The following is a 23,446-nucleotide window of genomic DNA, read 5'->3' as shown; positions in this document are numbered from 1 at the left end:
CGGCGGGTTGCGATCCCCTGATTCCCCATCACCAGGAGCTGTAGTGGAGTTACGCGCAAGACACAGACGTGCGGCCGTCGCGGCCGGGGTCGCCGCCCTGGCGCTCGCGCTGTCCGGACTGCCGGCCCGCGGCGCCGCCGGCGCGTCGGTCGAGATCGGCAGCCCCGCCCGTACGGCAGCCGCCGTCAAGACCGTCACGCTGATCACCGGCGACCGCGTGCTGCTGGACGGCACCGGCCAGGTCGCCGCGATCCAGCGGGCCAAGGGCCGCGAGGGCATGCCGTTCACGGTACGGACCGTCGCCGGGCACACCCGGGTCGTACCCGGCGACGCCCAACTGCTGCTGGCGCAGGACAAGTTGGATGTACGACTGTTCGACGTCACCCAGCTGGTGAAGGACGGGTACGACGACGCCGGCCGCTCCGACCTCCCGCTCATCGTCACCTTCCGCGGCAACAAGGCCCCCTCGACCGACCCGTTCACCGCGGCCGGCGCGCGCATGGGCCGGCAGCTGCCCGTCGTCAACGGCCGGGCGATGCGCTCCGCGAAGAAGCGCGGCACTGGCTTCTGGCGGGCCGTGACCCACGACTCCGGCAAGGGAACGGCACAATTCACCGCCGCGACCGGCGTGCAGAAGCTCTGGCTGGACGGCAGGCGGAAGGCCTCGCTGGACAGGAGCGTCCCGCAGATCGGCGCGCCGACCGCCTGGGCCGCGGGCTACGACGGCACCGGCACCAAGGTCGCCGTACTGGACACCGGTATCGACACCACCCACCCGGACCTCGCGGGCAAGGTGATCGCGGCGCAGGACTTCAGCGGCACCGGCTCCACCACCGACAAGTTCGGCCACGGCACGCACGTGGCGTCCACCGTGGCCGGCAGCGGGGCGAAGTCGGACGGGAAGTACAAGGGGGTCGCCCCGGGCGCGAAGCTCCTCAACGGCAAGGTCCTCGACGACGACGGCGGTGGCACGGACTCCGGGATCATCGCCGGCATGGAGTGGGCGGTGGCCCAGGGCGCGGACGTCGTCAACCTCAGCCTCGGCGGCCCGGACTTCCCCGACGTGGACCCCATGGAGGAGGCGGTCGACCGCCTGTCCGCCGAGTCCGGCACCCTCTTCGTCATCGCGGCCGGCAACGACGGCGACGGCGAGCGGACCGTCGGCTCGCCCGGCAGCGCCGCGGCCGCGCTCACGGTCGGCGCGGTCGACAAGTCCGACGTGCTCGCCGACTTCTCCAGCCGCGGTCCGCGGGTCGGCGACAGCGGGGTGAAGCCGGACATCACCGCACCGGGCGTCGACATCACGGCCGCGGCCGCCGCGGGCAGCGTCCTGGCGGACTGGTACCCCTCCGACGTCCCCGGGTACCTCACGCTCGAGGGCACCTCGATGGCCACCCCGCATGTCGCGGGCGCCGCCGCGATCCTCGCCCAGCAGCACCCCGACTGGAGCGGCGAGCGGCTCAAGGCGGTGCTGACCGGCTCCGCGAAGCCGGGCACGTACAGCTCCTTCCAGCAGGGCACCGGGCGCGTCGACCTGGTCAGGGCGCTGGACGAGAGCGTCGTCACCGAGCAGGGGCCGCTCGACTTCGGCGTCCAGCAGTGGCCGCACGACGACGACAAAGCGGTGACCAAGCAGCTCACCTACCGCAACCTCGGCACCGAGCCGGTCACCCTCGACCTGTCCGTCGACTCCTACGGGGTGGACGGAAAGCCCGCCGCCGAGGGCATGTTCACCGTCTCCCCGAAGCGGATCACCGTCCCGGCGGGCGGCGAGGCGAGCGCCGACGTCACCGCGGACACCACCGCCGGCAGCACCGACGGCAGCTTCGGCGGCTCGGTGACGGCCGCCTCCGCCGACGGCAAGGTGCAGGTGCGGTCCACCGTCGGCGTGGACCGCGAGGTGGAGTCGTACGACCTGACGATCCGGCACACCGACGAGAACGGCGCGGCGACCGGCGATGCCGTCACCTCCGTGGCGGGTCTCTACAGCAACTTCTACGCCGAGTACGCCGACGAGAAGGACGGTGAGCTGACGGTCCGGCTGCCCAAGGCGCAGTACCTCCTCACCGGTGTGATCCACCCGTCGACGACGTCCGCCGAGCACGCCGTGCTGGTCCAGCCGAAGCTGCTGCTGGACAAGGACATGACCGTCGACGTCGACGCCCGGCAGGCGAAGCCCGTTGACATCACCGTGCCGGACCCGGCGGCCGTGAACAACGACGCGTCGGTCGCGATCCGCTACGGGCGGGGCGAGGGAGAGAGCGACGCCTCCCTCCAGTTCCTGCTGCCCACGTTCGAGGGCTCGCGGTTCGGCCGGCTCGGCGCGGACGAGCCGGTGGACGGGCTGGTCTCGATGTACTCCGGCGGCTGGACGAGCAAGGACAAGGCCGGCAGGCCGGTCGACTACCACCTGGCCTGGTACCGGGAGGACGACTTCGACGGCTTCACCGCGAACATCGAGCGGAAGCAGCTGGCCAAGGTGCAGTTGCAGGCAGGGGAGGCGGTCGAGGGCCGGCGCGTGCAGGCCGAGGTGACTCCGCACCTGCCCGACGGCCGGCTCGTGACCGGCTACACGGACATGCGCGGGGACCTGCCGTACCGGAGCACCGAGTACATCCTCGACAACGGCGTGCAGTGGTCCGTACGCAACTGGCAGGTCTCCGGCCAGGGCGAGGACTCGGTCTTCGAGGGCTTCCTGATGCGGATGCCGAGGACCTGGAAGGCCGGTCACACCTATCGCGAGCGCTTCGGCGTGGGGGTGTTCGGCCCCGTCCTGAACGGTCCCGACGACATCGGCGTCGAGCGCGGATACCCGGGCATCGGCCGCGCCGGGAACACCCTGCGGGCCTTCCTGCCGCTGTTCGGCGACGGCGCCGGGCACTGGGGCATCAGCAACACGGCCCCGGGGACGGTGAAGTTGGAGGCGAACGGCAAGGAGATCGCCGACGACTACGGCATCGCGCTGACCGACGACATCACCGAGTACACGCTCCCGGCCGAGGACACCGCGTACAAGCTGACGGTGGACCACGACCGCGACCCGGCCGTGTACGGGGTCAGCACCCGCGTCCACGCCGAGTGGACCTTCCACTCGGCCAAGACCCCCGAGAACGGCTTCACCACGGTGCCGCTGTCGGTGGTCCGCTACTCCCCCAGGCTGACCCTCGCGAGCACGGCCAAGGCCGGCCGGCGCTTCGAGGTGCCCTTCACCATCCAGGGCGCGGCGGCCGGACAGCGGCCGGCCGAGCTCGCCTTCCAGGTGTCGTACGACGAAGGCGCCACCTGGCACGCGGCGAAGACCGTCGGCACCCACCTGGTGCTGCACCACCCGGCGAAGGCGGGCTCCGTCTCGCTGCGCGCGGAGCTGACGGACCGTGACGGCAACACGCTGACCCAGACGATCGAAAGGGCGTATCTCACCACCCCGTAAGCACCCGTCCGGGCCGAGCCCGCGGCACGCCGACCGGCCCCTTCCCGGGCTACACGGTGTCGGCCGCCGCGGTGCTCGGCGCCCGCGTGCCCGCGCTGCCGAAGCGGATGCCCTTGGCCTCCCTGCCGACCGCGCTGAGCACGATCACCGCGGTCAGGGCGGGTACGACGGTCCAGGTCATCGCCGCCGGATAGCCGTGGTGGTCGGCGATCGCCTCCTGGATGGGCAGGTTGAGGGCGGCGATCAGATTGCCGAGCTGGTAGGTGACGCCGGGGTAGAAGCCCCGGATCGCGTCCGGGCTCATCTCGGTCAGGTGGGCGGGGATGACGCCCCAGGCTCCCTGCACGCACAGCTGCATCAGGAAGGAGGAGAGCATCAGCCAGCCGACGGTCGTGGACAGCACGAAGAAGGGGACGACCACCAGGCCCGCGGCCGCCGCGACCATGATCGTGCGCCGCCGGCCCAGCCGCTCCGAGTAGGCGCCGAGCAGCGAACCGCCGATGATGGCGCCGACGTTGTAGACGACGGCGATGGCGATGGCCGTGTCCGGCGAGAGGCCCAGGCCCTTCTTCACGAAGGTCGGGTAGACGTCCTGGGTACCGTGCGACATCCAGTTGAAGGCGGTCATCAGCGCCACGAGGTACACGAAGCGCTTGAGCACCGCCGGGTTCCTGAACACCTGGTACGCGGGCGTGCGGTTGACGGCGACGCTCTTCTCCCACACCTCGCTCTCCTCCACCCGGGTCCGCACCCACAGGGCGACCAGGGCGGGCACGAGGCTGAAGGCGAACAACCCGCGCCAGCCGAAGGCGGGTTCGATGACGAAGAAGGCGACGGCGGCGAGCAGATATCCGAGCGAGTAGCCGCTCTGCAGCAGCCCCGACCAGAACCCGCGCCGCTGTGCCGGGATCTTCTCCATGGCGAGGGCCGCGCCGAGCCCCCACTCGCCGCCCATGCCGATGCCGTACAGCAGTCGCAGCACCAGCAGGACGGCGTAGTTGGGCGCGAAGGCGCAGGCGAAGCCGACGGTCGAATAGAAGATCACGTCGACCATGAGCGGCACGCGTCGGCCCTTCCGGTCCGCCCACATCCCGAAGATCAGGGCACCGACCGGCCGCATCATGAGGGTGGCGGTGGTCAGGAAGGCCATGTCGGTCAGGGAGACATGGAAGTCGTCGGCGATCTCGCTGTAGACGAGGACGACGAGGAAGTAGTCGAAGGCGTCCATCGCCCAGCCCAGATACGCGGCGACGAATGCGTTGCGCTGATCCTTGGTCAGACCACCTGCTTGCTCCCGCACAGTCTTCAACATGCCGGCCCTTCCCACGGCTCCGCAGGTCACGCTAGGAGTACCCCCGAAACGGAACAACGCAACAACCGGCAAAGCACACACCAGAATTGAACAAAGCCGTCGCTCGGTTCACTACTGTGCCGGGGTGACTGTTGTGGAGACTGTGGCCCGGGTGGCAAGCAGCGGCGGCGCGCCGGTGGAGCGACTGGTGTGCCATCCGAGGCTTCCCCTCGTCGCCGGCCTGGATGCGGAGCGTCCGGCGGTGCGCGTCTGGGACTGCGCGGAAGGGCGACTGCGTGAACTCGGGACCGTCGGCGGCGAGTCGGCCGTCTACGGCGACGCCCTGGGCTGGGACCGGATGAACCGGACGCCTTCCGTGACCTGGCATCCGGAGGAGCCACTGCTCGTGGTGGCGAGCGAGGACGGGGTGGCGCGGTGGACCTCTGCCGCGCTCTCGGAGCTGCCGGGCCCGCCGCCGCACGCCCGCTACGACGATGTGGCGTTCAGTCCCGACGGGCGGACGCTGTGGGCATCGCCGTCGTCGGGCGACGAGGGCGGGGCATGGGAGAGTTCCGACGTCGTCGACCTGGCCTCCGGCACGGTGTCCCGCGGCCCGCGTTGGGACACGGGTGTCACGGAGCACCCGGCCGGCGGCCTGGTGGTCACCCTCTGCAGCGACCAGGGCGCGACGCTCGGCCTCTTCGCGCGGGTCGATCCCGGGGCTCCGGCCACAATGCGCGTACTGCGGCGGGCGCTGGTCCTGGACTGCGACGGGTACGAGACGCCGGTCTTCAGCGCGGACGGGCGCCATCTCGCGATCCGCGGCAACGCCTACGACAACTCGCTGGAGGTGTTCGAATTCCCTTCCCTGCGCCGGATTCTGGCGACCACCCTCGGCGAACCGAGCCCGGGCTATCCGTACCCGCCGGAGTGGCTTGAGCAGATGCAGGCCTGGTCGCGCCACAACATCGCCTTCGGCGCGCTGCCCGGCACGCTCTGGGTCGGGACACCCGCCGGGACCCTCGTCGAAGTCGACATCGAAGGTCAACACGCCTTCGAGCACGACATGTTGGGCGGCGCCCCGGTGACCGGGCTGGCCGCCACGCCGACCGGCGACCTCGTCGTCGCGACCGGCGCGGGCGATCTCGTACTCCTGGCCGTGCGCGCCGCCGAGGCCCGGCCCACGGCCGGCGACGCGTCGAAAGCCACCGTCGCCGCCTTCCTGGCCGCCACCTCGGAGGTGCCCGAGGACGGCGACCTGGAGACGGATCTCGTCCTCACCGACGGGACCCGGACCTGGGACTCCGCCGACCTGGCGGCGGTGACCGAGGCCGAGGCGACGGATCCGACGTGGCTGCGGATCCAGGCCGCCGTCAACAACATCCGCGACTGACCGTCGTCACGTGACGTCAGCGCTCACCGGCGTCCACCGGATCCGCGTACTGCACACGGACACCACGACCGCCGCCGCCGCGACGACCGCGAGCCCCCACACCAGGCTGCTCGCGTTCGCCACGAACCCGATGACCGGCGGCCCGGCCAGCAGGCCCGTCGTGCCCATGGCGGCGACCAGGGCCAGTGCCTGTGAACCCTGTTTCGCCGCCGCCACGTACACGCACGGCGTCACGGCCGCGCAGCCGAGGCCGACGCAGGCGAACCCGATGAGCGCCGGTGCCACTCCCCCGCTCACCAGCGCGAAGGCCAGCCCGGCGGCGGCCAGGGCGCTGCCGGACAGGACGACCCGCCCATCCCCCCAACGGCTGCGCCAGCCGTCGGCGAAGAGGCGGGCGACGACCATCATGCCCGACACCACGGCGATGCCCATCGGCGCCAACTCCGCGGAGGCCTTGGCGATTTCACGCATGTAGAGGGCCGACCAGTCGTTCATGGCGCCCTCGGTCACCGTGCCGAACGCCATCGCGCAGCACATCCAGAGCGTCACCCGCGACGGCAGACTCCACGCACCGCGCGTCTTCTTCGCCTTCGACTCCTCCTCGGCGGGTGCGTCTTCCTGGAGCAGGCCGGAGCGGGCCACCGCGGCCAGCAGTACGAGGAGTACGGCCGCCACGCCGAAGTGCGCGGCCACGGAGGAGGTCGCCGCGTTCAGGCCGGACGCCAGGAGCGCCGCGAGCAGGGAGCCGGCGCTGAAGGTCGCGTGCAGTCTGGCCATGGTGTTGCGTTCGTACCGTGTCTCCAGGGCCGTTCCCTGCGCGTTCATGGCGACGTTCAGACAGCCCACGAACACTCCGTCGGCCACCATCACCAGCAGTGCGAGCGGGTAGTCCGGCGCCACGGCCAGGGCCAGGAGCAGGACGGTCAGGCAGAGCGTCGACAGCAGCGCCAGCCGTGCCGAGCCCAGCCGTCTCATCAGCACCGGCACCAGCGGGAACGACGCCACCGCGCCGATCCCCGCCGCCATCAGCAGCACCCCCACCTCGGCCGCGGTCAGCCCGAGCTCCGCCTTGATCGCCGGGATCCGGGAGGCCCAGGTGGCGTACTGGAAGCCGAGCGAGCAGAACAGCGCGGCGATCGCCAACTGCCCGCGGTGGAAGGGGTCATGGAGTGGGGACACGGGCATCAGCGGCTCGCTTCGTCGATCTGGACATGTAGACGGCGTTCGCGCCGTAACCGCCCGGGGCGATCCCCGGATAAGCGGTGAAACCACGCGCCGACCAGAACCGCTCGCTGCGGCCGACGGCGATCAGCGAGATCCGCTCGAACCCGCGTGAACCGGCGGTCGGGGAAAGGTGGTTGAGGAGGCGCTGCCCGAGTCCCCGGCCCCGCAGCCGCTCCGTGACGACGAGGTCGTGCAGGTGCAGATTGCGCGTGGAGCGCGCACCGGCCGCCTCCGACCGTTCCAGGTCCGGGTACTTGAAGGGTGGATACGGCAACGCCAGCAGGTATCCGGCCGGCTCGCCGCCGACGTCCAGGACGAAACAGGTGTCCGGCGAGGCCTCCGCCCTGGACCGCAGCGCAGCGCGCCCCTCCGAGAGACCGAGGGCCGCGTAGGCGTATGACTCCATCTCGACGATGGCGTCCCAGTCGCAGGCGGCGATGGGGCGTATGTGCACGCTGTCGCCGCTCATGCCTGCTCCTCACGGGTGAAGGCGTACGGGAGCGGGTCGAAGCCGTTGAAGCCCTGGGTCGTGTAGCTGATCGCGTAGGCGCCGCTGGACAGGATCCAGACGGGGTCGCCCGAGGCCAGGTCCTTCGGGACGTGGACGAGGCCGTGCTCCTGCGGGTAGGCGTCGTCGCTGTCGCAGGTGGGCCCGGCGACGACGGCGGGGACGTGCGCGGCCTCGGGGTGCGTGGGGAAGACGAGCCGGTACTGCAGCGCGTCCAGTTCGTACAGGCCGTTGAACTTCCCGCAGGCCAGATAGAGCCAGTACTGCCGTTCGCCGTCCGGTCCGCGCCGCTTGGACAGCCGCGCCACGTGGGTCCGGATGGCCCCGTGGTCGGCGACGAGGTGCCGCCCCGGCTCCAGCACGAACCGCAGGTGCTCGCCGTGCACCTTCCTCAAGTGCCGCATGCCCTCGCGGATCACGGCGAAGATCTTGTCGAGCGGAGGGTCGAGGGGCGTGCCGAACCGGTCGAGGTAGCCGAGCGCGGGCAGACCGCCGCCCAGGTTGACGTGGTCCAGCACGATCCCGCGCCGGCCCAGCACCGCCAGCACGTCCGCCAGGCACTCGACCGCGCTGCGCCAGGCGTCCGCGGTCATCTGCTGGGAACCGACGTGCACGGACAGACCGGAGGGTGTGAGCCCCCGCTCCCGAGCGGCCTCAAGGATCCGCACCGCGTCCGCGGGCGAACAGCCGAACTTGTTGCTGAGCCCCCACAGCGCCCCTTCACCGCTGGTCGCGAGCCTGCAGAACACACGGGCTCCTGGAGCGTGGGCGGCGATGGCGGCCACGTCCTCCAGGCTGTCGGTCGCGAAGTCCCTCACCCCCAGCCGGTGGGCGTCCGCGATGTCCCGGTCGGACTTCACGGTGTTGCCGTAGTGCGTCCGGCCGACCGGCACCCCCGCGCTGAGCGCCTGCTCCAGCTCGCGCGGACTCGCCCCGTCGACTCCGGCACCCTTCCCGGCGAGACACGCGAGCACCTCGTCGACCGGGCAGGCCTTCATCGCGAACCGGACGTCCACGCCGGGCAGTTCACGAAGCAGCGTGCCGTAGCGCTCCTCGATCCCGGTGAGGTCGAAGACGATCCGGTCCTCGGCGACGTCCGCCAGCGCGGCGAGCAGGCGAGCGGAGTCGTACACCGCACCCGCCGTCACGGCTGCCGTCCAGGAGTCGGCGGTACGGCGGTGAGCCGGGCCGCGGCCACCAACGGCTCCCACGCCTCCACCAGCAACGCGAAGTCCTCGATGTCGCCGCGAGCTTCGTCGAGGAGCCGCTCACGGCGCGGCCACAGCAGTTCCGCGAACTCGGCGTATCGGCCGCCCAGTTGTCGGTAGGCGGCGTCGAGGGCGTCCAGCCGACGGACGTTCTCCCCCGTGTCGAGCCCCGCGCTCTCCGCCGCGAGCCGGGCGACGGCCGAGGCGCGTACCTGCCCTTCGTCGTCGAGCAACGCCCCGTCGTCACCGGCCATTTGCTCATAGACGAAGTTGAAGTAGAGCATCGACAGCAGGAACTTGACGTACCGCAGCTGGTACGCGACGAACCCGGCGTCCGTCCTGCGCTCGCCCGTGTAGAAGTTCACGATGTTCCGGTTGTGCAGCACGCCCGGCAGCGCGGCGTCGTGAACGAGGTGGATGAGGAAGTAGTCGCTGCCGATCGTGTCGGTCGCGGGCGGCAGCGGCACCCGCTCGTGCACGCCGTGGAAGGCGATGTTGCACATGTCCACGTGCATGGGGTCGACCAGGGTGAGTGTGGAGTGGTCCTCGATGAAGGGGTCTGTGCCCGCGCCCCGGAAGGACTCCTCGACGAGCTGTCTCTTCTGTTCGGCGGACCAGTGGCCGGGTGCCCACAGACTCACCATGTCGTGGTAGACGCCGGGGTCGATCCGGAGTATCTCGCCGATGTCGACGGACAGTTCACCGACGAAGGAGCTGCCGACCATGGCGACCCGCTTGCCGGCGTGTTCCTGGGCGAGTGCGTTCTCGGTGACATCGTCGGCGGCGTCGGACGCGCGCCGGCCGAGCGAGAGCAGTTCGTGATGGACGGGGAAGACGGTCTCGCCGTTCACAATCTGGTACCGGCTGTCGGAGTCCCTGCGGTGGACGGACTCGCAGCCGAGCGCCGCGGCGATGAGGAACGCGCGGTTGGTGCAGGCGCCGTAGGACAGCCGGTCCGGGAGCATCAGGTCGAGCAGCAGGTCCGGCTTGGTGGCCGCGGCCCGGTCGATCGCCCGCCGCAGGAAGTCCCGCTGCTGCGTCTCGTCGAGATGGTGTACGACGATCCGCGGGTCGCGGGGTAACCGCCGTACGGCGTCGGCGTGTTCGGCGTGGGCCGGCGGGTCGCAGGAGTCCAGGATCAGGAGGTGGACCTCGGTGTCGAAGTGCCGGGCGGCGTAGGCCGCTTCCTCGCCGATCGCCGAGATCGTCGCGGTGCAGGGCCTGTTGGTCGGCAGGGTCAGACAAATTCGGCGCATGACTCTTCTCCGACCGGCGCTGTCTCGTCGTCGCTCCAGGACGTCAAACCCAGCAGCCTGGCGCCGAGTTCGTCGAGTTCTGCACGTCCGTAGCGCAGGGACTCGTGGCGCTTGGCGTCGCCGAGCAGCGTCGGGTTCCAGTCCGGTGTGCCGAGCGTGCGCCAGGATTCGATCCGCGAACGCCTGAGGGGCTCGGCGGACTCCAGGGCCGGCATCATCGACAGGTACTGGACCGCCCGTACGCTGCTCTCGGAGGTGTTGGGCGCCACCCCGTGCGCCAGCAGTCCGTTGAAGATCAGCAGGTCACCGGCCTCCAACTCCGGCCGCACGACCGGGAATTCGTGCCGGTCGATCCTGGGGCGGATCGGGTCGCGGTCGTCCGGTTGGAGCGCCTTCCAGCGGTCGAACTGCCGGAACAGTTCGGGGCAGCACTGGAATCCGCCGAGTTCGGGCCTGGTGTCGGTGAGGGCGATGATGCCCTGGACCCTTTGCGGCAGCACGCCGAGGGTGGTGTCGACGTCCCAGTGGAGCTCGATGTCGAACCCCTCCTCGGTGCGCGGGATCAGCGCCCGGTCACGGTTCCTGACGTTGGGCGGGTTCAGGTTGAGCCGGTCGAGCGTCACCCACAGCTCTTCGCAGTCCCACACGTCGACGAAGGCGTCGTAGACGCGCCGGTTCTGGCGGCTGTCCCAGATCAGCTGGTGGTGGTAGGCCTCGACGAAGCCGTAGATGTGCAGTTCCCGGTCCAGGTCGGAGCGGTACTCGCGCTCCGCGTACCAGGTCTCCGGGCGGTCGGGGTCGAGTCCCTCGAACTCCCAGGCGAAGTCGAGGAGTTGACGGGCCGAGGCGGCGGGGATGGCCTGCTTGACCACGACGTAGCCGTACGACTGCCAGAAGGCGAAGTCGTCCTCGGTCAGGACGCGGAGCGGGCGGCTCTTCTTCAGGTCCCGCAGGGGTGTCTGGGCGAGATAGGTCTCGCCGTCCGAACTGAAGTAGGGGATGTCCGACGGGGCTCGATGGAGATAGCGGGCAGGCGTGGGCATGCGGTGCTCCAGACCTCGATCTCAGGTACCGGCGACCCCGAACGGGTCGCCAACTGCGCGGAGTGAGGGGCGGTGGCCGTTCCCGCAGGGTCGCTGCACCACGTGCCACACCAGCCCCTTGTTCGAACTCGCGCATCACCAACTTGGACTAGACCAACTCGCAATGTCAAACATGCAAGTTGTCGGCGCGTTGCCGCCGACGCGGCGCCATCCGGTGCCACAACAAGGCGTGATCCGGCGCCAGTTGACGAGGTCCGGGCCCACTTGACACGTGCGGTTAGCCTGAGCGGAGACACATTGGTCTGTACCAACAGAAGGGCTCTCGATGGTCTCCAGCAAGCACAGCAGGGAGTTGCGGCGGCTGGCGCTCTCCGTCCTGCAGCCGGGGTTCGTGGGCACCGAGGCGCCGGACTGGGTGCTGCGCGAGATCGGTGACGGACTGGCCTCGGTCGTGCTCTTCTCGCGCAACATCGTCTCGCCCGACCAGGTCGCCCGCCTGACCGGGCAACTGCGCGCGGAGAACCCCGAGTTGATCGTCGCGATCGACGAGGAGGCCGGAGACGTCACCCGTATCGAGTCCGCGACCGGCTCCACCCGGCCCGGCAACTTCGCCCTCGGCACGGTCGACGACACCGAGCTGACCGAGGAGGTCGCCGCCGACCTGGGCCGCCAGCTGCGCACCGTCGGCGTGAGCCTGGACTACGCGCCCAGCGCGGACGTCAACTCCAACCCCGACAACCCGATCATCGGGGTCCGGTCCTTCGGCGTCGACGCGAAGGTGGTGTCCCGGCACACCGCGGCGTGGATCCGGGGACTCCAGTCGGCCGGCGTCGCCGCCTGCGCCAAGCACTTCCCCGGCCACGGCGACGTCGCCGTCGACTCGCACCACGGCCTGCCCGTCTACGGCGCCGACCGCGAGCAGATCGCCACCCAGTCCCTGCCGCCCTTCCGTGCCGCCGTCAAGGCCGGCGTACGCGCGGTGATGACCGGCCATCTCCTGGTCCCCGCCTACGACCCCGACCTGCCCGCCACCCTCAGCCCGCGCATCCTGGACGAACTGCTGCGGCAGGAGCTGGGATTCGACGGCATGATCGTCACCGACGCCATCGAGATGGGCGCGGTCGCCGGCCGCCACGGGATCGGCGGGGCCACGGTGCGCGCGGTCGCCGCCGGTGCCGACGCCGTGTGCGTGGGCGGCGAGAACGCCGAGGAGGCGACCGTCGACCTGCTCGTGAACTCCCTCGTGAATGCCGTCCGTTCGGGGACTCTCAGCGTGGAGCGGCTCGGCGAGGCGGGCGACCGCGTCCGGCGGTTCGCCGCCTGGTCGGCGGCGCTGAGCCCGGCCGTGAACGGCGACCTGGGCGGCGGCATCGGCTTCGCGGCCGCCCGCCGGGCCATCCGGCTGACCGGAGCCGTACGGCGGGCCCTGCCCCTGGTCGTCGCGCCGCACGTGGTGGAGCTGGTGCCGACCACCAATCTGGCCATCGGCAAGGAGACCCCCTGGGGCGTCGCCGCCCCGCTCGGCGAGCGGCTGCCGGGCACGACCTCGGTCCGGGTCCGCCACGAGGACCTGCGTTCGGGGACGACGGCCCTGGAGTCGACCGCCCTGGCACCCGCCGCGGGACGCCCGCTGGTCGTGGTGGTCCGGGACGCCGCCCGGCACGCGTGGATGGCGGGGGCACTCGCCGACCTCGTCGCGGCCCGCCCGGACGCGATCGTCGTGGAGATGGGCCTGCCCGGAACCTCCCTTCCGGCAGCGGCCCAGATCTTCACCCACGGCGCCACGGCCGCCTCCGGGGTGGCCGCGGCGGAGGTGCTGGCCGGCGCCCGCTGAGCGTCAACTCCCGTACTGCCGAGCAACATTGACGCTCTCTCAGCTCTTGCCTACCTTTTGAGAGCGCTCTCACACCCGTAGCCGGAGCAGGGAGGTCCCATGACCCCCGTACAGAGTCCGAGACGTCACCCCCTCCACCGATGGCTGGCAGCCCTTCCCCCGGGGCTGCTCGCCCTCCTGGTCCCCCTCGCACCGCCCGCGTCCGCCGCAGACACCTCGGCGGCGGCCACCGTCTGCAACAAGTACTGCGACGCCCGGGATCCCGCGCTCTCCCCGGGCGACCGCACCCCGGTCACCGCGAGCATCTACTCCCGTTCGATCGTCCTGCACTTCGACGACACCGACGCGATGGGCTGGGCCTCCATCGACAACGGCAGCCCTGGCGACGAGGTCTGGCTCGACCGCTCCTTCGACGGCGGCCGGACCTGGAGCTCGGGCAGCAAGCTCGGCGACACCACCGTCCCCTCGGGACAGCGGGGTTGGCGGACGCTGATGTACAACGTGGACGACTGGAACAACCTCGGCGTGGGCGCCCTGCGCGCCTGCGGCAAGGCCGGAGACCGCGCCGAGATCGCGTGCACACCATGGGCCCGTACGACATGGAACGCCGGCGAGCGGCGCACCGCGGCCGCGACGGCGCTGATGACCTCGTACAACTACGGCACCGGCCTGTTCGACACCACCGGCTGGTGGAACTCGGCGAACGCCCTGACCGCACTGATCGACAACATTCGCGTGACGGGCATGGGCAGCTACAAGTACGCGATCGCCCGCACCTACGACCTCAACATCAACGCCCAGGGCGGGCAGTTCCGCAACGACTACATCGACGACACCGGCTGGTGGGGGCTCGCCTGGGTCGCCGCGTACGACCTGACCGGCGACAGCCGCTATCTGAGCACGGCCCGCGCGGACGCCGACCACATGGCCGCCTACTGGGACACGACCTGCGGCGGCGGAGTGTGGTGGAGCACGGCGAGGACGTACAAGAACGCGATCGCCAACTCCCTCTACATCCAGCTCAACGCGGCCCTGCACAACCGGATTTCGGGCGACACGGCGTATCTGGACCGGGCGCGGGCGGGCTGGTCCTGGTTCCAGGGCACGGGCATGGTCAACGGCTCGCATCTGGTCAACGACGGTATCGACCTGTCCAGTTGCCGCAACAACGGCGCGGCCGTCTGGTCGTACAACCAGGGCGTCCTGCTCGGCGCCCTCACCGAGCTGTACCGGGCGACGGGCGACGGCGGAGTGCTCACCAGCGCCCGGCAGATCGCCGACGCCGCCACCACGACCTCCCTGCTCCACACCTCCGACGGCATCCTGCGCGATCCGTGCGAGGACGGCGACTGCGGAGGCGACGGACCGTCGTTCAAGGGCGCCCACGTCCGCGGCCTCGGCAGGCTCAACGCGGTGCTCGCCGACCACCCGTACACCGCCTACCTCAAACGCCAGGCGGACCGCGCCTACGCGAGCGACCGCAACGCCCTCGACCAGTACGGCCTGCGCTGGTACGGCCCGCTGGACAAGACGGACGCGGCACGCCAGCAGAGCGCCCTCGACCTGCTCAACGCGGCGTCATGAGCACGGGACAACGTTGTCCCACCCTTGCCGCCACGACACCCGGTTCAGACCGCCCTCAGTGTTGTTTACTTCGCCGCAACCCATGATTGGATCCAAATATCTATGCTGTGGATCCTTGCGACGAACGGGCACAACGGAAGGGTCACCGAATTGACCATGCCGATGCACCGCCACCCGGACCCCGTGTGACCCGCCACGGCGTGCGACGGATCGTGCCGCTGCTGCTCGGCTGGGAGGAACTCCCCAAGTCGGTCTCGGTGCACGGCGCCCCGTACGAGGAGCGGCTGCGCGAGCCCGTGCCCGCGGTCCTGCTGGAGTGCGACGGCGGCTGGCTGCTGCTCGACACCGGCTTCAACACCGCCCTGATCCGGGACCCCGCCCTGCGCCGCCGCTTCTACGGCTCCCCCAACTACCGTCCCGTCCTGCCGGGCCCCGGCGAACCGCTGGAGGAGGCCCTGGACGCGGCCGGTGTCGCGATGGACGCGATCCATGCGGTGGCCCTCAGCCATCTGCACGCCGACCACGCGGGCGGGCTGAAGCACTTCGCGGGCCGGGTGCCGGTGCACGTCCAACGGGCGGAGCTGGCCTACGGGTTGTCGGGGCGGCCCGAGGTGGAACGCCACTCGATCTTCCGGGTCGACTTCGACGACCCCCGCATCGACTGGCGGCAGGCGGACGGCGACGTGGAGATCGCCCCCGGGGTGACGGCCGTACTGACCGCCGGGCACACACCGGGCCACCAGAGCTTCGTCGTGGACCTCGCGGACGGCGGAGGGCTCGTGTTCGCCTTCGACGCCGCCGACCTCACCGAGAACATCGAGCACGAACTGCCGATCGGCGCCTTCATCGGGGCCGATCCGGAGCAGACGGTGGAACCGATCCGCCGGCTCAAGCGCATCGCCGCCGAGCGCGGCTACGAACTCGTCCCCGGCCATGACCCCGTCGTCTGGCCGGAGTTGACGCGACGCCGGTTCACACGCCTTTAACTCCTGGGACACGAGAAGGATTCCGTGACCCCTGAAGCTTTTTTTGGATCCAATCCAGCACACATTAGATCCAGTTTCCGAGGATCGGTGCCCAAGGAGGCCCACATGCCGGACCGTTCACATGGATCGCTCCCGCCCGGCTCCAGCACGCCGGAGGTCTCGCGCCGCACCATGCTCAGGGGCGCCGGGCTCCTCGGAGTGGGTGTCGGCTTCGGGCTGCCCGCTCTGTTGAGCGCCTGCGGCGCGGCGGCCGACGACGCCGGGGGAAGCGGCAAGGGCGGGACGCTGACCCTCGCCATCGACGCGACGAGCGCCGTCAACGACCCGGCTTTCTACACCTCGTTGGGCGACTGGATGGCCGTCGACTGCATCTGCCGCGGTCTGACCTTCATCTCCTTCGAGACCAACGAGCCCACGCCCGACCTGGCCAAGACCTGGAAGATCTCCGACGACCTGCTGACGTACACCTTCACCCTCCGCGAGGGCGTCAAGTTCCATGACGGCACCACGCTGACCTCCGCCGACGTACTGGCCAGCCTGGGCCGGCAGTTCGATCCCGAGGACAAGACCCTCCCCAAGGGCGGCACCCGGCCGCTGGCCAGCCTCGGCACCAACGTCGCCTCCCTGACCGCCGAGGGCGATCTCACCGTGAAGATGGTCCTCAAGCAGCCCGACCGGACGGTGCTCGGCCGGCTGTCCGACATCGGCGGCCGCATCATCTCCAAGGCCGCGCTGGAGAAGTACGGCGCCGACATCGGCAAGCACCTCGTCGGCACCGGCCCCTTCGCCTTCTCCTCCGCAACCTCCGGCCAGGCGATCACCCTGGAGGCCTTCGACGGCTTCCGGCTCGGCAGACCTCCCATCGACCGCCTGGTGCTGCGTCAGGTCCAGGACCCGTCGGCCATCGTCAGCTCGCTGCTCAGCGGCGATGTGTCCGCGACCCAGTTCACCCCGTACTCGGCCGCCGACCAGCTGCGCGGCGACGATTCGGTCACCGTCTACGACACCCCGCACAACGCCGACGCGATCATGATGATCGACGCCCGGCGCATCCCCGAGATCAAGGTGCGCAAGGCGATCAACCTCGCCGTCGACCGCAAGGCCATCCTCAGCCAGGCGTTCTTCGGCATGGGCAGCGAACCGAAGGGCTACGCCCTCCCGCCCGCCCAGAACGGCTACGACACCGCCCTCGCCGACCTGAGCACCCAGAACGTCGCCCAGGCGAAGCGCCTTGTCACCGAGGCCGGCGCCGAGGGCCGCACCATCCGGATCATGGCGGCCAGTGACTCGTGGCACCCGAAGGCCGCGCAGATCGTCGCCCAGAACCTCACCGACATCGGGTTCAAGGTGGCGACCACCTCCGTGGACCCGGCCACCTATTTCGGCCGCCTCCTCGACCCCGACGACGAGTACCACGACCTGATGATCTGGGAACGCAACACCTACGTCCCGGACGCCAACGACATGGTCGGCGCCATGGCCAGCCCCACCGGCATCTACGGCTCCAAGATCACCGGCATGGACACCCTCGACGGCGTCGACTCCCTCGCCGAGGACCTGTTCGCGGCCAAGAACCTCCCGGACGGCAAGAAGCGCACCGCCGCGTACACGAAGATCCAGCGACGCTGGGCGGAGGAGTACATGGTGCTGTCGATGCTGGCCTGCTTCACCAACCTCGTCGTCAGCGGCTCGCAGGTGAAGGACATGAACACCAGCGCCCTTGCCAACCACCGGTGTTACATGGAGAAGGCCAGTGTCTGACGCGGCGGTGGCCACGGTCACGCGCGGGCCTTCCGTCCTCTCCGCCCTGCGCCGCCGGCGGCTGGCCCGGTCCTGGCCGGCCGTCCTGTCCTGGCTGGTCCTGGCCGCCGTACTCCTCGTCGCCGCCGTCGGCCCGCTCCTCGTCCAGACCGACCCCCTGCGCCAGACCCCGTCCGCGCTCCTGCCGTTCGGCTCCGCAGGGCATCCGCTCGGCACGGACGACCTGGGGCGCGACGAACTGGCCCGGCTGGTGCACGGAGCGCGCCCGCTGCTGCTGGTGTCCTTCACGGCCACGGCTCTGGCCGCCGTGGCGGGCACCGCGATCGGGCTCGTCGCCGGGTACGCGGGCGGTGTCGTCGAACAGGCCCTGATGCGCCTGGTGGACCTCGCGCTCGCCTTCCCCTCCATCCTCCTCGTCATCCTGCTGGTGGCGGCGGCCGGGCCGGGCACGGTCAGCCTGATCGTCGGCATCGGCGTCTCGCTCGCGCCCGGACTCGCCCGGCTGGCCCGCGCGTTGACGGCCCGCGAGGCGGCCCGCGACTACGTCGTGGCCTGCCGCCTCGGCGGCACCGGCACCCCGCGCATCCTCGTACGGGAACTGCTGCCGAACATCGCCGGTCCGATGCTCGCCCAGATCGTCATGACGCTGTCCGTCGCGGCGGGCTTCGCCGCCGGGCTGTCGTACATCGGCCTGGGGATCCAACCGCCGCAGCCCGACTGGGGATACATGGTCCAGGCGGGGCAGGAGTTCCTGTACTCCGCTCCCCGGCTGGTCGTCCTCCCCGCCACGCTCACCCTGCTGTTCGTCGTCGCCTGCAACTTCGTCGGCGACGACCTGCGCGACGCCCTCGATCCCCGGGGGACGGCATGAGTACGTCCACGCCTTCCCTTGTGCGCGTGCACCTGCCCAGGTGGGCCACCGGCACCGGCCTGTCGGTCGTACGACGGCTCGCGGTCGTCCCCCTTGTCCTGTTCGCGTTGGCCAGTCTCGTGTTCCTCGCGATACGCCTGCTGCCCGGCTCGCCCGCGACCTCGCTCTCGGCGGGCCGGGGCGACATGTCCGCGGTCGAGGTGTCCGCGAACGAGGAGCGGGTCACCAAGGCGCTCGGCCTCGACCAGCCGTTGCTCACGCAGTACGGCCACTTCCTGGACGACCTGGTGCATCTGCGGCTTGGCACCTCGTTCTTCGGGTCCAACAGCGTCCTCGGGCTGCTCGGGGACGCCCTCCCCGCGACGATCGAGCTGACCCTCGCGGCGATGACGATCGCGGTCGTGCTCGGTGTCCTCACCGGGGTGATCGCCGCGCTGCGCAAGGGCAGTTGGGTCGACGCCTCGACCCGGGTCGTGGCCACGGTGAGCTTCTCGCTGCCCTGGTTCGCGCTCGGTGTGCTCGGCATCGTCGTGTTCGGCGTGTGGCTGCGCTGGCTGCCGGTGCTCGGCCGGCTGCCCAGCTCGCTCGACTACCACCCCACGACCAACTTCGTGCTGCTGGACGCGATCCTCCAGGACCGCCCCGAGCTGGTGTGGCCCTGGATCCAGCACCTGATCCTGCCCGCCGTGACACTGGCCCTGTCGATGGCCGGGTTCATCACCCGCATCGTGCGCGCCTCGGTCCTGGAGGTGCTCGACGACGACTTCGTGCGCACGGCCCGGATGAAGGGCCTCGGCGAGGGCGCGGTCATCCGCCGGCATGTGCTGCGCAACGCCTGGCTGCCCATCGTGACCGTCCTGGGGCTCCAGTTCGGCTCGCTCCTCGGCGGCTCGGTGATCACCGAGACGGTCTTCTCCTACGCGGGTGTCGGCCGCCTCCTGGTGCAGGGCGTCCTGCAACGCGACTACCCCGTCGTCCAGGGCGCCGCCCTCGCCATCGCCCTTCTGTTCACCCTGGTCAACCACGCGGTGGATCTGCTCTACACGGTCCTCGATCCGCGGATACGGAAAGGATGAGCCGCATGGACATCGTGCTGGTCCACGGCGCCGGCGGACGGCCGACGACCTGGTCGGCGGTGGAGCCCCTGCTCGCCGCCCTCGGCCACCGGCTGTTCACCGTCACCAATCCGATGACCTCGCTGGCCGACGACGTCGACCACACCTCCGCCGTGCTGGAGGAGACCTGGGGCCCCGTACTGCTCGCCGGGCACTCCTACGGCGGCGCGGTCATCAGCAACGTCGGCCGCGATCCACGGGTCAAGGGGCTCGTCTACATCGCCGCGTTCGGCCCGGACGAGGGCGAGACCGTCAACGAGATCGTCGAGCGGTACGAGGAGGCCGAGATCTCCAAGTACATGCGGCGCGGTCCGAACGGCGAGTGGAAGTCGGAGCCGAGTCCCGAGTTCTGGGCCGAGATCGGCCCCGATCTCTCCCCCGAACAGCGGGTCGTCGTCGAGGCGGAGGGGCGCAAGGCGGAGAACCTCGTCTTCACCCAGCCGACCGGCGTCCCCGCCTGGCGCACGCTGCCCAGCTGGTACCTGGTCGCCGACGACGACCGCACCCTGCGCCCCGAGGCCCAGCGGGACATGGCCGAGCGGATGAAGGCGACGGTCGAGCATGTGCCCGGCAGCCACTACACGACCCTCGTGTGGCCGCGGCGCGTCGCCGACCTGATCCACACGGCCGCGCTGGCCGTGGGCACGGCCTCATGACGGCCGCACTCGAACACACCCCGGACCAGGCCGTGTCCGAGCCCGTACTCGCAATCCGGGACCTGCGTGTGCAGTTCGACGTCCCCTCGGGCCGGCTGCCGGCGGTGGACGGTGTCGACCTGACGCTCCGGCAGGGTGAAGTCCTGGCCCTGGTGGGCGAGTCGGGGTCCGGCAAGTCCGCCCTGTCGATGAGCCTGGTCGGTCTGAACCGGGGTCCGCGCACCCACGTCACCGGCGAGGTGTCCTTCGGCGGCCGAGACCTCGTCACTGCCTCGGAGCGTGAACTGCGCTCGGTGCGGGGCAAGGAGATCGCGGTCGTCTTCCAGGACGCGCTGGCCGCGCTCAATCCGCTGCACCGGGCGGGCGCCCAGGTCTCCGAGATGATCCGCGCCCACCGTGACGTGCCGCGCGAGCAGGCGAGGGACCGTGCGGTGGAGCTGCTGGGCGAGGTGGGCATCGCGGGCCCGGACCGCGCGGCGCGCTCCTACCCGCACCAGCTCTCCGGCGGCATGCGGCAACGCGTGATGATCGCCATGGGCCTGGCCAACGACCCGGCCGTACTGATCGCCGACGAACCCACGACCGCGCTGGACGTCACCATCCAGGCGCAGGTCCTGGCGGTCCTGAAGCGGGTACGGCGCGACCACGGCACCTCGGTACTCCTGATCACCCATGACCTGGGCGTCGTGGCCGAGGTCGCCGACCGGGTGGCCGTCATGTACGCGGGCCGGATCGTGGAGCAGGGGCTGCGGGACGAAGTGCTGTTCAACCCTCAATACCCGTACACGATGGGCCTGTTGGGGTCTGTTCCACCGCTCGACGGTCCGGTTCTACGACGGCTGCCCGCGATCTCCGGGAGCCCGCTGACCGGGGTGGATCGGCCGTCCGGCTGTGCCTTCGCGCCCCGGTGCCCGTTCGTGCACGACGCCTGTGCCGAGCGTCCGGAACTGCGGCGGCGGCACGGCGGGGACGGGCATGTGGATGCCTGCGTGCTGCCCGGCTCCGAGCGCGCCGAGGCCCGTGCCCGGGCAGGCGCCGCATGAGCGCCCCGCTCGTCTCGGCCCGCCGACTGCGGGTCGAGTATCCGGGAAGGGCCGGAGGCCGGGTCAGGGCGCTGCGGGACGTCGACCTCGACATCCTCCGGGGCGAGACCCTCGGTCTCGTCGGAGAGTCGGGGTGCGGCAAGTCGACGCTCGGGCGGGCGCTGCTGCGGGTGATCGAACCCTCGGCGGGCCGCATCGAGTTCGCCGGCGCCGACCTCACCCGAATGCGGGGGCGGCAACTGCGACGCACCCGCGCGGACTTGCAGATGGTCTTCCAGGATCCGTTCGGTTCGCTCAACCCGCGCCGCCGGGTGGCCGACATCGTCGCCGAGCCGCTGCTGCGGGCGCGCGGCGCGACCCGCGCCGAGGCCGCGCGGGCGGTGGCCGAGCTCCTCGACCTCGTCGGTCTGGGCGCGGAGACCGGGGCGCGCAGGCCGCACGAGTTCTCCGGCGGCCAGCGTCAACGCATCGGTATCGCCAGGGCGTTGGCCTCCTCGCCGCAGTTCGTGGTGGCCGACGAGGCGGTGTCGGCGCTGGACGTGTCGATCCAGGCGCAGGTGCTGAACCTGCTGTCGGACCTGGTGCGCGACCGGGGTCTGACGATGCTGTTCATCTCGCACGACCTGGGCGTCGTACGGCACATCGCCGACCGCGTCGCCGTCATGTACCTGGGCCAGATCATCGAGATCGCCTCCCGGGACGCCTTCTTCGCCGGTCCCGCGCACCCCTACAGCCGGGCCCTGCTGTCCTCCGTACCGGCACTGCGGCGGCCCGGCGGTGATCCGGCGCGCGAACGGGAGGTGCTGGAGGGCGAGTTGCCCGACCCGGCGAATCCGCCGGACGGCTGTCTGTTCCGGACGCGGTGTCCCATCGCCGCCCCCGAGTGCCGTACCCGCATGCCCGAGCTGCGGGAGATCGCGCCGGGGAGAAGCGTCCGCTGCCATCTGCCCCTGATCTCCGACGACCTCGAAGCGGACGGTTCCGCGAGCCCAGCGACAAAGGACGTAACGCTGTGATCATCGACGCCTACAACACCACGCAGGACGTCCGCGGCCGCTCGGACTACCTCACCGGGGCACGCAAGGGCCAGGCCCCGCCGCCGTACACGCCCTTCGATCCCCGGCGCATCCTCGACCGGATGGACGCCGCCGGGGTGGACAGGGCGATGGTGTGCTCCCTCGCGCAGCGCATCGAGAACGACTTCATCGCCTCCCTGGTCGCCGGACATCCGGACCGCTTCTTCGGCTTCGGGCAGGTGCTGCCGCAGGCCGACGACGCGATCGAGGAGATCGACCGGATGGCCGACGCGGGCCTGGTCGGACTGAAGCTGCATCCGAGTCTGCACGGCTACCACGTCGCCGACCACGGTCTGCTGGACCCGGTGTTCGAGGCGTGCGCGCGGCGCGGGCTGCTGGTCCTCGTCAACGCTCTCGACGACGCGTTCTGCGCGCCGTTCGCGATCGAGGAGATCGCCCGCGACCATCCGGAAGTGCCCACGGTCATCGCCCACATGGGTGCCGTGTGGAACGTACCGGAGGCGATCATCGTGGCCGAGCGTCAGCCGCACGTGTACCTGGAGACCTCCGCGACCCTGCTGAGCGACGTACGGCGGGCGTACGCACGCCTGGGCCCGGAGAAGATCCTGATGGGCAGCGAGTGGCCCGGCTCCGACTTCGACCTGGAGCGCATGAAGATCGCGAAGGCGATCGAGGACGAGAAGGACCGGGCGCTCATCGAGGGCGGGAACATGGCCCGGCTGCTGGGGTTTCCGGTATGAGCGCGGCCGGCGTCGCCTCCGTCTCCGTCCCGCCTTCGATGGGCGTCGAGGACGCCGAACTCCTCGCTGTGGCAGAGGAGTTGCTGGCCCGTGTGTGGCAGCACGGGCGGCATGAAGTGGCGACCGCGCTGCGTACGGCGGACGGCCGGATCCATACCGGCGTGCACATGGAGGGGTCCTGCCGCCGCAGTTCGGTCTGTGCCGAGGGAGTGGCCATGGGGGCCACGCGGGGCGCGCTGCCGGGCGGGGCTCCGCTGGGCATCGTGTCCGTGGTGTCCGTGCAGATCAAACCGGCGGGGCAGTTCCGGATCATCGCGCCGTGCGGGGTGTGCCGGGAGCTGATCAGCGACTACTGCCCGGACGCGACCGTGTGGGTCACCACGGTCGACGGGGACGAGCCGGTCCCGCTGCGCGCCCTGGACCTGCTGCCCGAGAAGAGCCGACGCCAGTGGTGAACGCACCTTTG

Annotated in this window: 19 protein-coding genes; 13 read left to right on the top strand and 6 right to left on the bottom strand. The window is 70.7% G+C overall.

What is annotated here, in order from left to right; translation table 11 throughout:
• Positions 1-43 precede the first annotated feature (43 nt).
• A complete protein-coding gene (locus tag ABZ848_RS12710; RefSeq protein WP_360829713.1) occupies positions 44-3,430 on the top strand; it encodes a S8 family serine peptidase in 3,387 nt (1,128 codons plus the stop codon).
• A gap of 49 nt (positions 3,431-3,479) precedes the next feature.
• On the opposite strand, the gene ABZ848_RS12705 is transcribed toward ABZ848_RS12710, so the two are convergent.
• The gene (locus ABZ848_RS12705) at positions 3,480-4,742 is read right to left on the bottom strand and encodes an MFS transporter (protein WP_360829710.1); all 1,263 of its coding nucleotides are present in this window, start codon (positions 4,740-4,742) and stop codon (positions 3,480-3,482) included.
• 124 nt (positions 4,743-4,866) lie between these two features.
• Here ABZ848_RS12705 and ABZ848_RS12700 point away from each other — a divergent pair, with 124 nt between their 5' ends.
• The gene (locus tag ABZ848_RS12700) at positions 4,867-6,114 is read left to right on the top strand and encodes a WD40 repeat domain-containing protein (RefSeq protein ID WP_360829707.1); all 1,248 of its coding nucleotides are present in this window, start codon (positions 4,867-4,869) and stop codon (positions 6,112-6,114) included.
• A 6-nt stretch (positions 6,115-6,120) separates the two neighbouring features.
• Here ABZ848_RS12700 and ABZ848_RS12695 read toward each other — a convergent pair whose 3' ends face one another.
• Genes ABZ848_RS12695 through ABZ848_RS12675 form a run of 5 tightly spaced genes read right to left on the bottom strand, consistent with a single transcriptional unit; the run spans position 6,121 to position 11,353 of the window.
• On the bottom strand, positions 6,121-7,299 hold the full coding sequence (locus ABZ848_RS12695) for an MFS transporter (protein WP_360829704.1): 1,179 nt from the start codon (positions 7,297-7,299) through the stop codon (positions 6,121-6,123).
• Entirely contained in the window at positions 7,277-7,807 is a 531-nt protein-coding gene (locus ABZ848_RS12690; protein ID WP_360829701.1) for a GNAT family N-acetyltransferase, read from the bottom strand. Before ABZ848_RS12690 ends, ABZ848_RS12695 begins: the two co-directional genes overlap by 23 nt.
• The gene (locus tag ABZ848_RS12685) at positions 7,804-8,979 is read right to left on the bottom strand and encodes a type III PLP-dependent enzyme (protein WP_360829851.1); all 1,176 of its coding nucleotides are present in this window, start codon (positions 8,977-8,979) and stop codon (positions 7,804-7,806) included. Before ABZ848_RS12685 ends, ABZ848_RS12690 begins: the two co-directional genes overlap by 4 nt.
• Positions 8,980-8,990: 11 nt before the next feature.
• Positions 8,991-10,310, bottom strand: a complete 1,320-nt coding sequence (locus ABZ848_RS12680) for a DUF6271 family protein (protein WP_360829697.1) — start codon at positions 10,308-10,310, stop codon at positions 8,991-8,993.
• Positions 10,292-11,353 carry a phytanoyl-CoA dioxygenase family protein gene (locus ABZ848_RS12675; protein ID WP_360829694.1) on the bottom strand — a complete coding sequence of 354 codons (1,062 nt, stop codon included), beginning with the start codon at positions 11,351-11,353 and terminating at the stop codon, positions 10,292-10,294. Before ABZ848_RS12675 ends, ABZ848_RS12680 begins: the two co-directional genes overlap by 19 nt.
• A 325-nt stretch (positions 11,354-11,678) precedes the next feature.
• Here ABZ848_RS12675 and ABZ848_RS12670 point away from each other — a divergent pair, with 325 nt between their 5' ends.
• The 11 genes from ABZ848_RS12670 (at position 11,679) to ABZ848_RS12620 (ending at position 23,435) form a co-directional block, all read left to right on the top strand.
• Entirely contained in the window at positions 11,679-13,187 is a 1,509-nt protein-coding gene (locus tag ABZ848_RS12670; RefSeq protein ID WP_360829691.1) for a glycoside hydrolase family 3 protein, read from the top strand.
• A gap of 99 nt (positions 13,188-13,286) precedes the next feature.
• Positions 13,287-14,771, top strand: coding sequence for a glycoside hydrolase family 76 protein (locus ABZ848_RS12665; RefSeq protein WP_360829688.1), 1,485 nt, complete (start codon positions 13,287-13,289; stop codon positions 14,769-14,771).
• 185 nt (positions 14,772-14,956) lie between these two features.
• Positions 14,957-15,757, top strand: coding sequence for an N-acyl homoserine lactonase family protein (locus ABZ848_RS12660; RefSeq protein WP_360829685.1), 801 nt, complete (start codon positions 14,957-14,959; stop codon positions 15,755-15,757).
• Between the two features lie 105 nt (positions 15,758-15,862).
• A complete protein-coding gene (locus ABZ848_RS12655) occupies positions 15,863-17,518 on the top strand; it encodes an ABC transporter substrate-binding protein (protein WP_360829682.1) in 1,656 nt (551 codons plus the stop codon).
• Positions 17,511-18,389, top strand: coding sequence for an ABC transporter permease (locus ABZ848_RS12650; RefSeq protein ID WP_360829679.1), 879 nt, complete (start codon positions 17,511-17,513; stop codon positions 18,387-18,389). The genes ABZ848_RS12655 and ABZ848_RS12650 overlap by 8 nt, the downstream gene beginning before the upstream one ends.
• A 26-nt stretch (positions 18,390-18,415) precedes the next feature.
• Complete coding sequence (locus ABZ848_RS12645) at positions 18,416-19,465, top strand: ABC transporter permease (RefSeq protein WP_360829676.1); 1,050 nt, start codon at positions 18,416-18,418, stop codon at positions 19,463-19,465.
• 5 nt (positions 19,466-19,470) lie between these two features.
• Complete coding sequence (locus ABZ848_RS12640) at positions 19,471-20,160, top strand: alpha/beta hydrolase (protein WP_360829673.1); 690 nt, start codon at positions 19,471-19,473, stop codon at positions 20,158-20,160.
• Positions 20,157-21,203 (top strand): ABC transporter ATP-binding protein, encoded by a 1,047-nt coding sequence (locus tag ABZ848_RS12635; protein ID WP_360829670.1) that lies wholly within the window; start codon positions 20,157-20,159, stop codon positions 21,201-21,203. Before ABZ848_RS12640 ends, ABZ848_RS12635 begins: the two co-directional genes overlap by 4 nt.
• The gene (locus tag ABZ848_RS12630; protein ID WP_360829667.1) at positions 21,200-22,219 is read left to right on the top strand and encodes an oligopeptide/dipeptide ABC transporter ATP-binding protein; all 1,020 of its coding nucleotides are present in this window, start codon (positions 21,200-21,202) and stop codon (positions 22,217-22,219) included. Before ABZ848_RS12635 ends, ABZ848_RS12630 begins: the two co-directional genes overlap by 4 nt.
• Entirely contained in the window at positions 22,216-22,980 is a 765-nt protein-coding gene (locus tag ABZ848_RS12625) for an amidohydrolase family protein (protein ID WP_360829664.1), read from the top strand. The genes ABZ848_RS12630 and ABZ848_RS12625 overlap by 4 nt, the downstream gene beginning before the upstream one ends.
• Positions 22,977-23,435, top strand: a complete 459-nt coding sequence (locus ABZ848_RS12620; RefSeq protein ID WP_360829661.1) for a cytidine deaminase — start codon at positions 22,977-22,979, stop codon at positions 23,433-23,435. The genes ABZ848_RS12625 and ABZ848_RS12620 overlap by 4 nt, the downstream gene beginning before the upstream one ends.
• Positions 23,436-23,446 lie beyond the last annotated feature (11 nt).

Origin of the sequence: Streptomyces sp. NPDC047081 (assembly GCF_040643775.1) — a bacterium.
In the GTDB taxonomy this organism is placed as follows: Bacteria; Actinomycetota; Actinomycetes; order Streptomycetales; family Streptomycetaceae; genus Streptomyces.
This window is presented reverse-complemented; position numbering and strand designations above follow the sequence as displayed.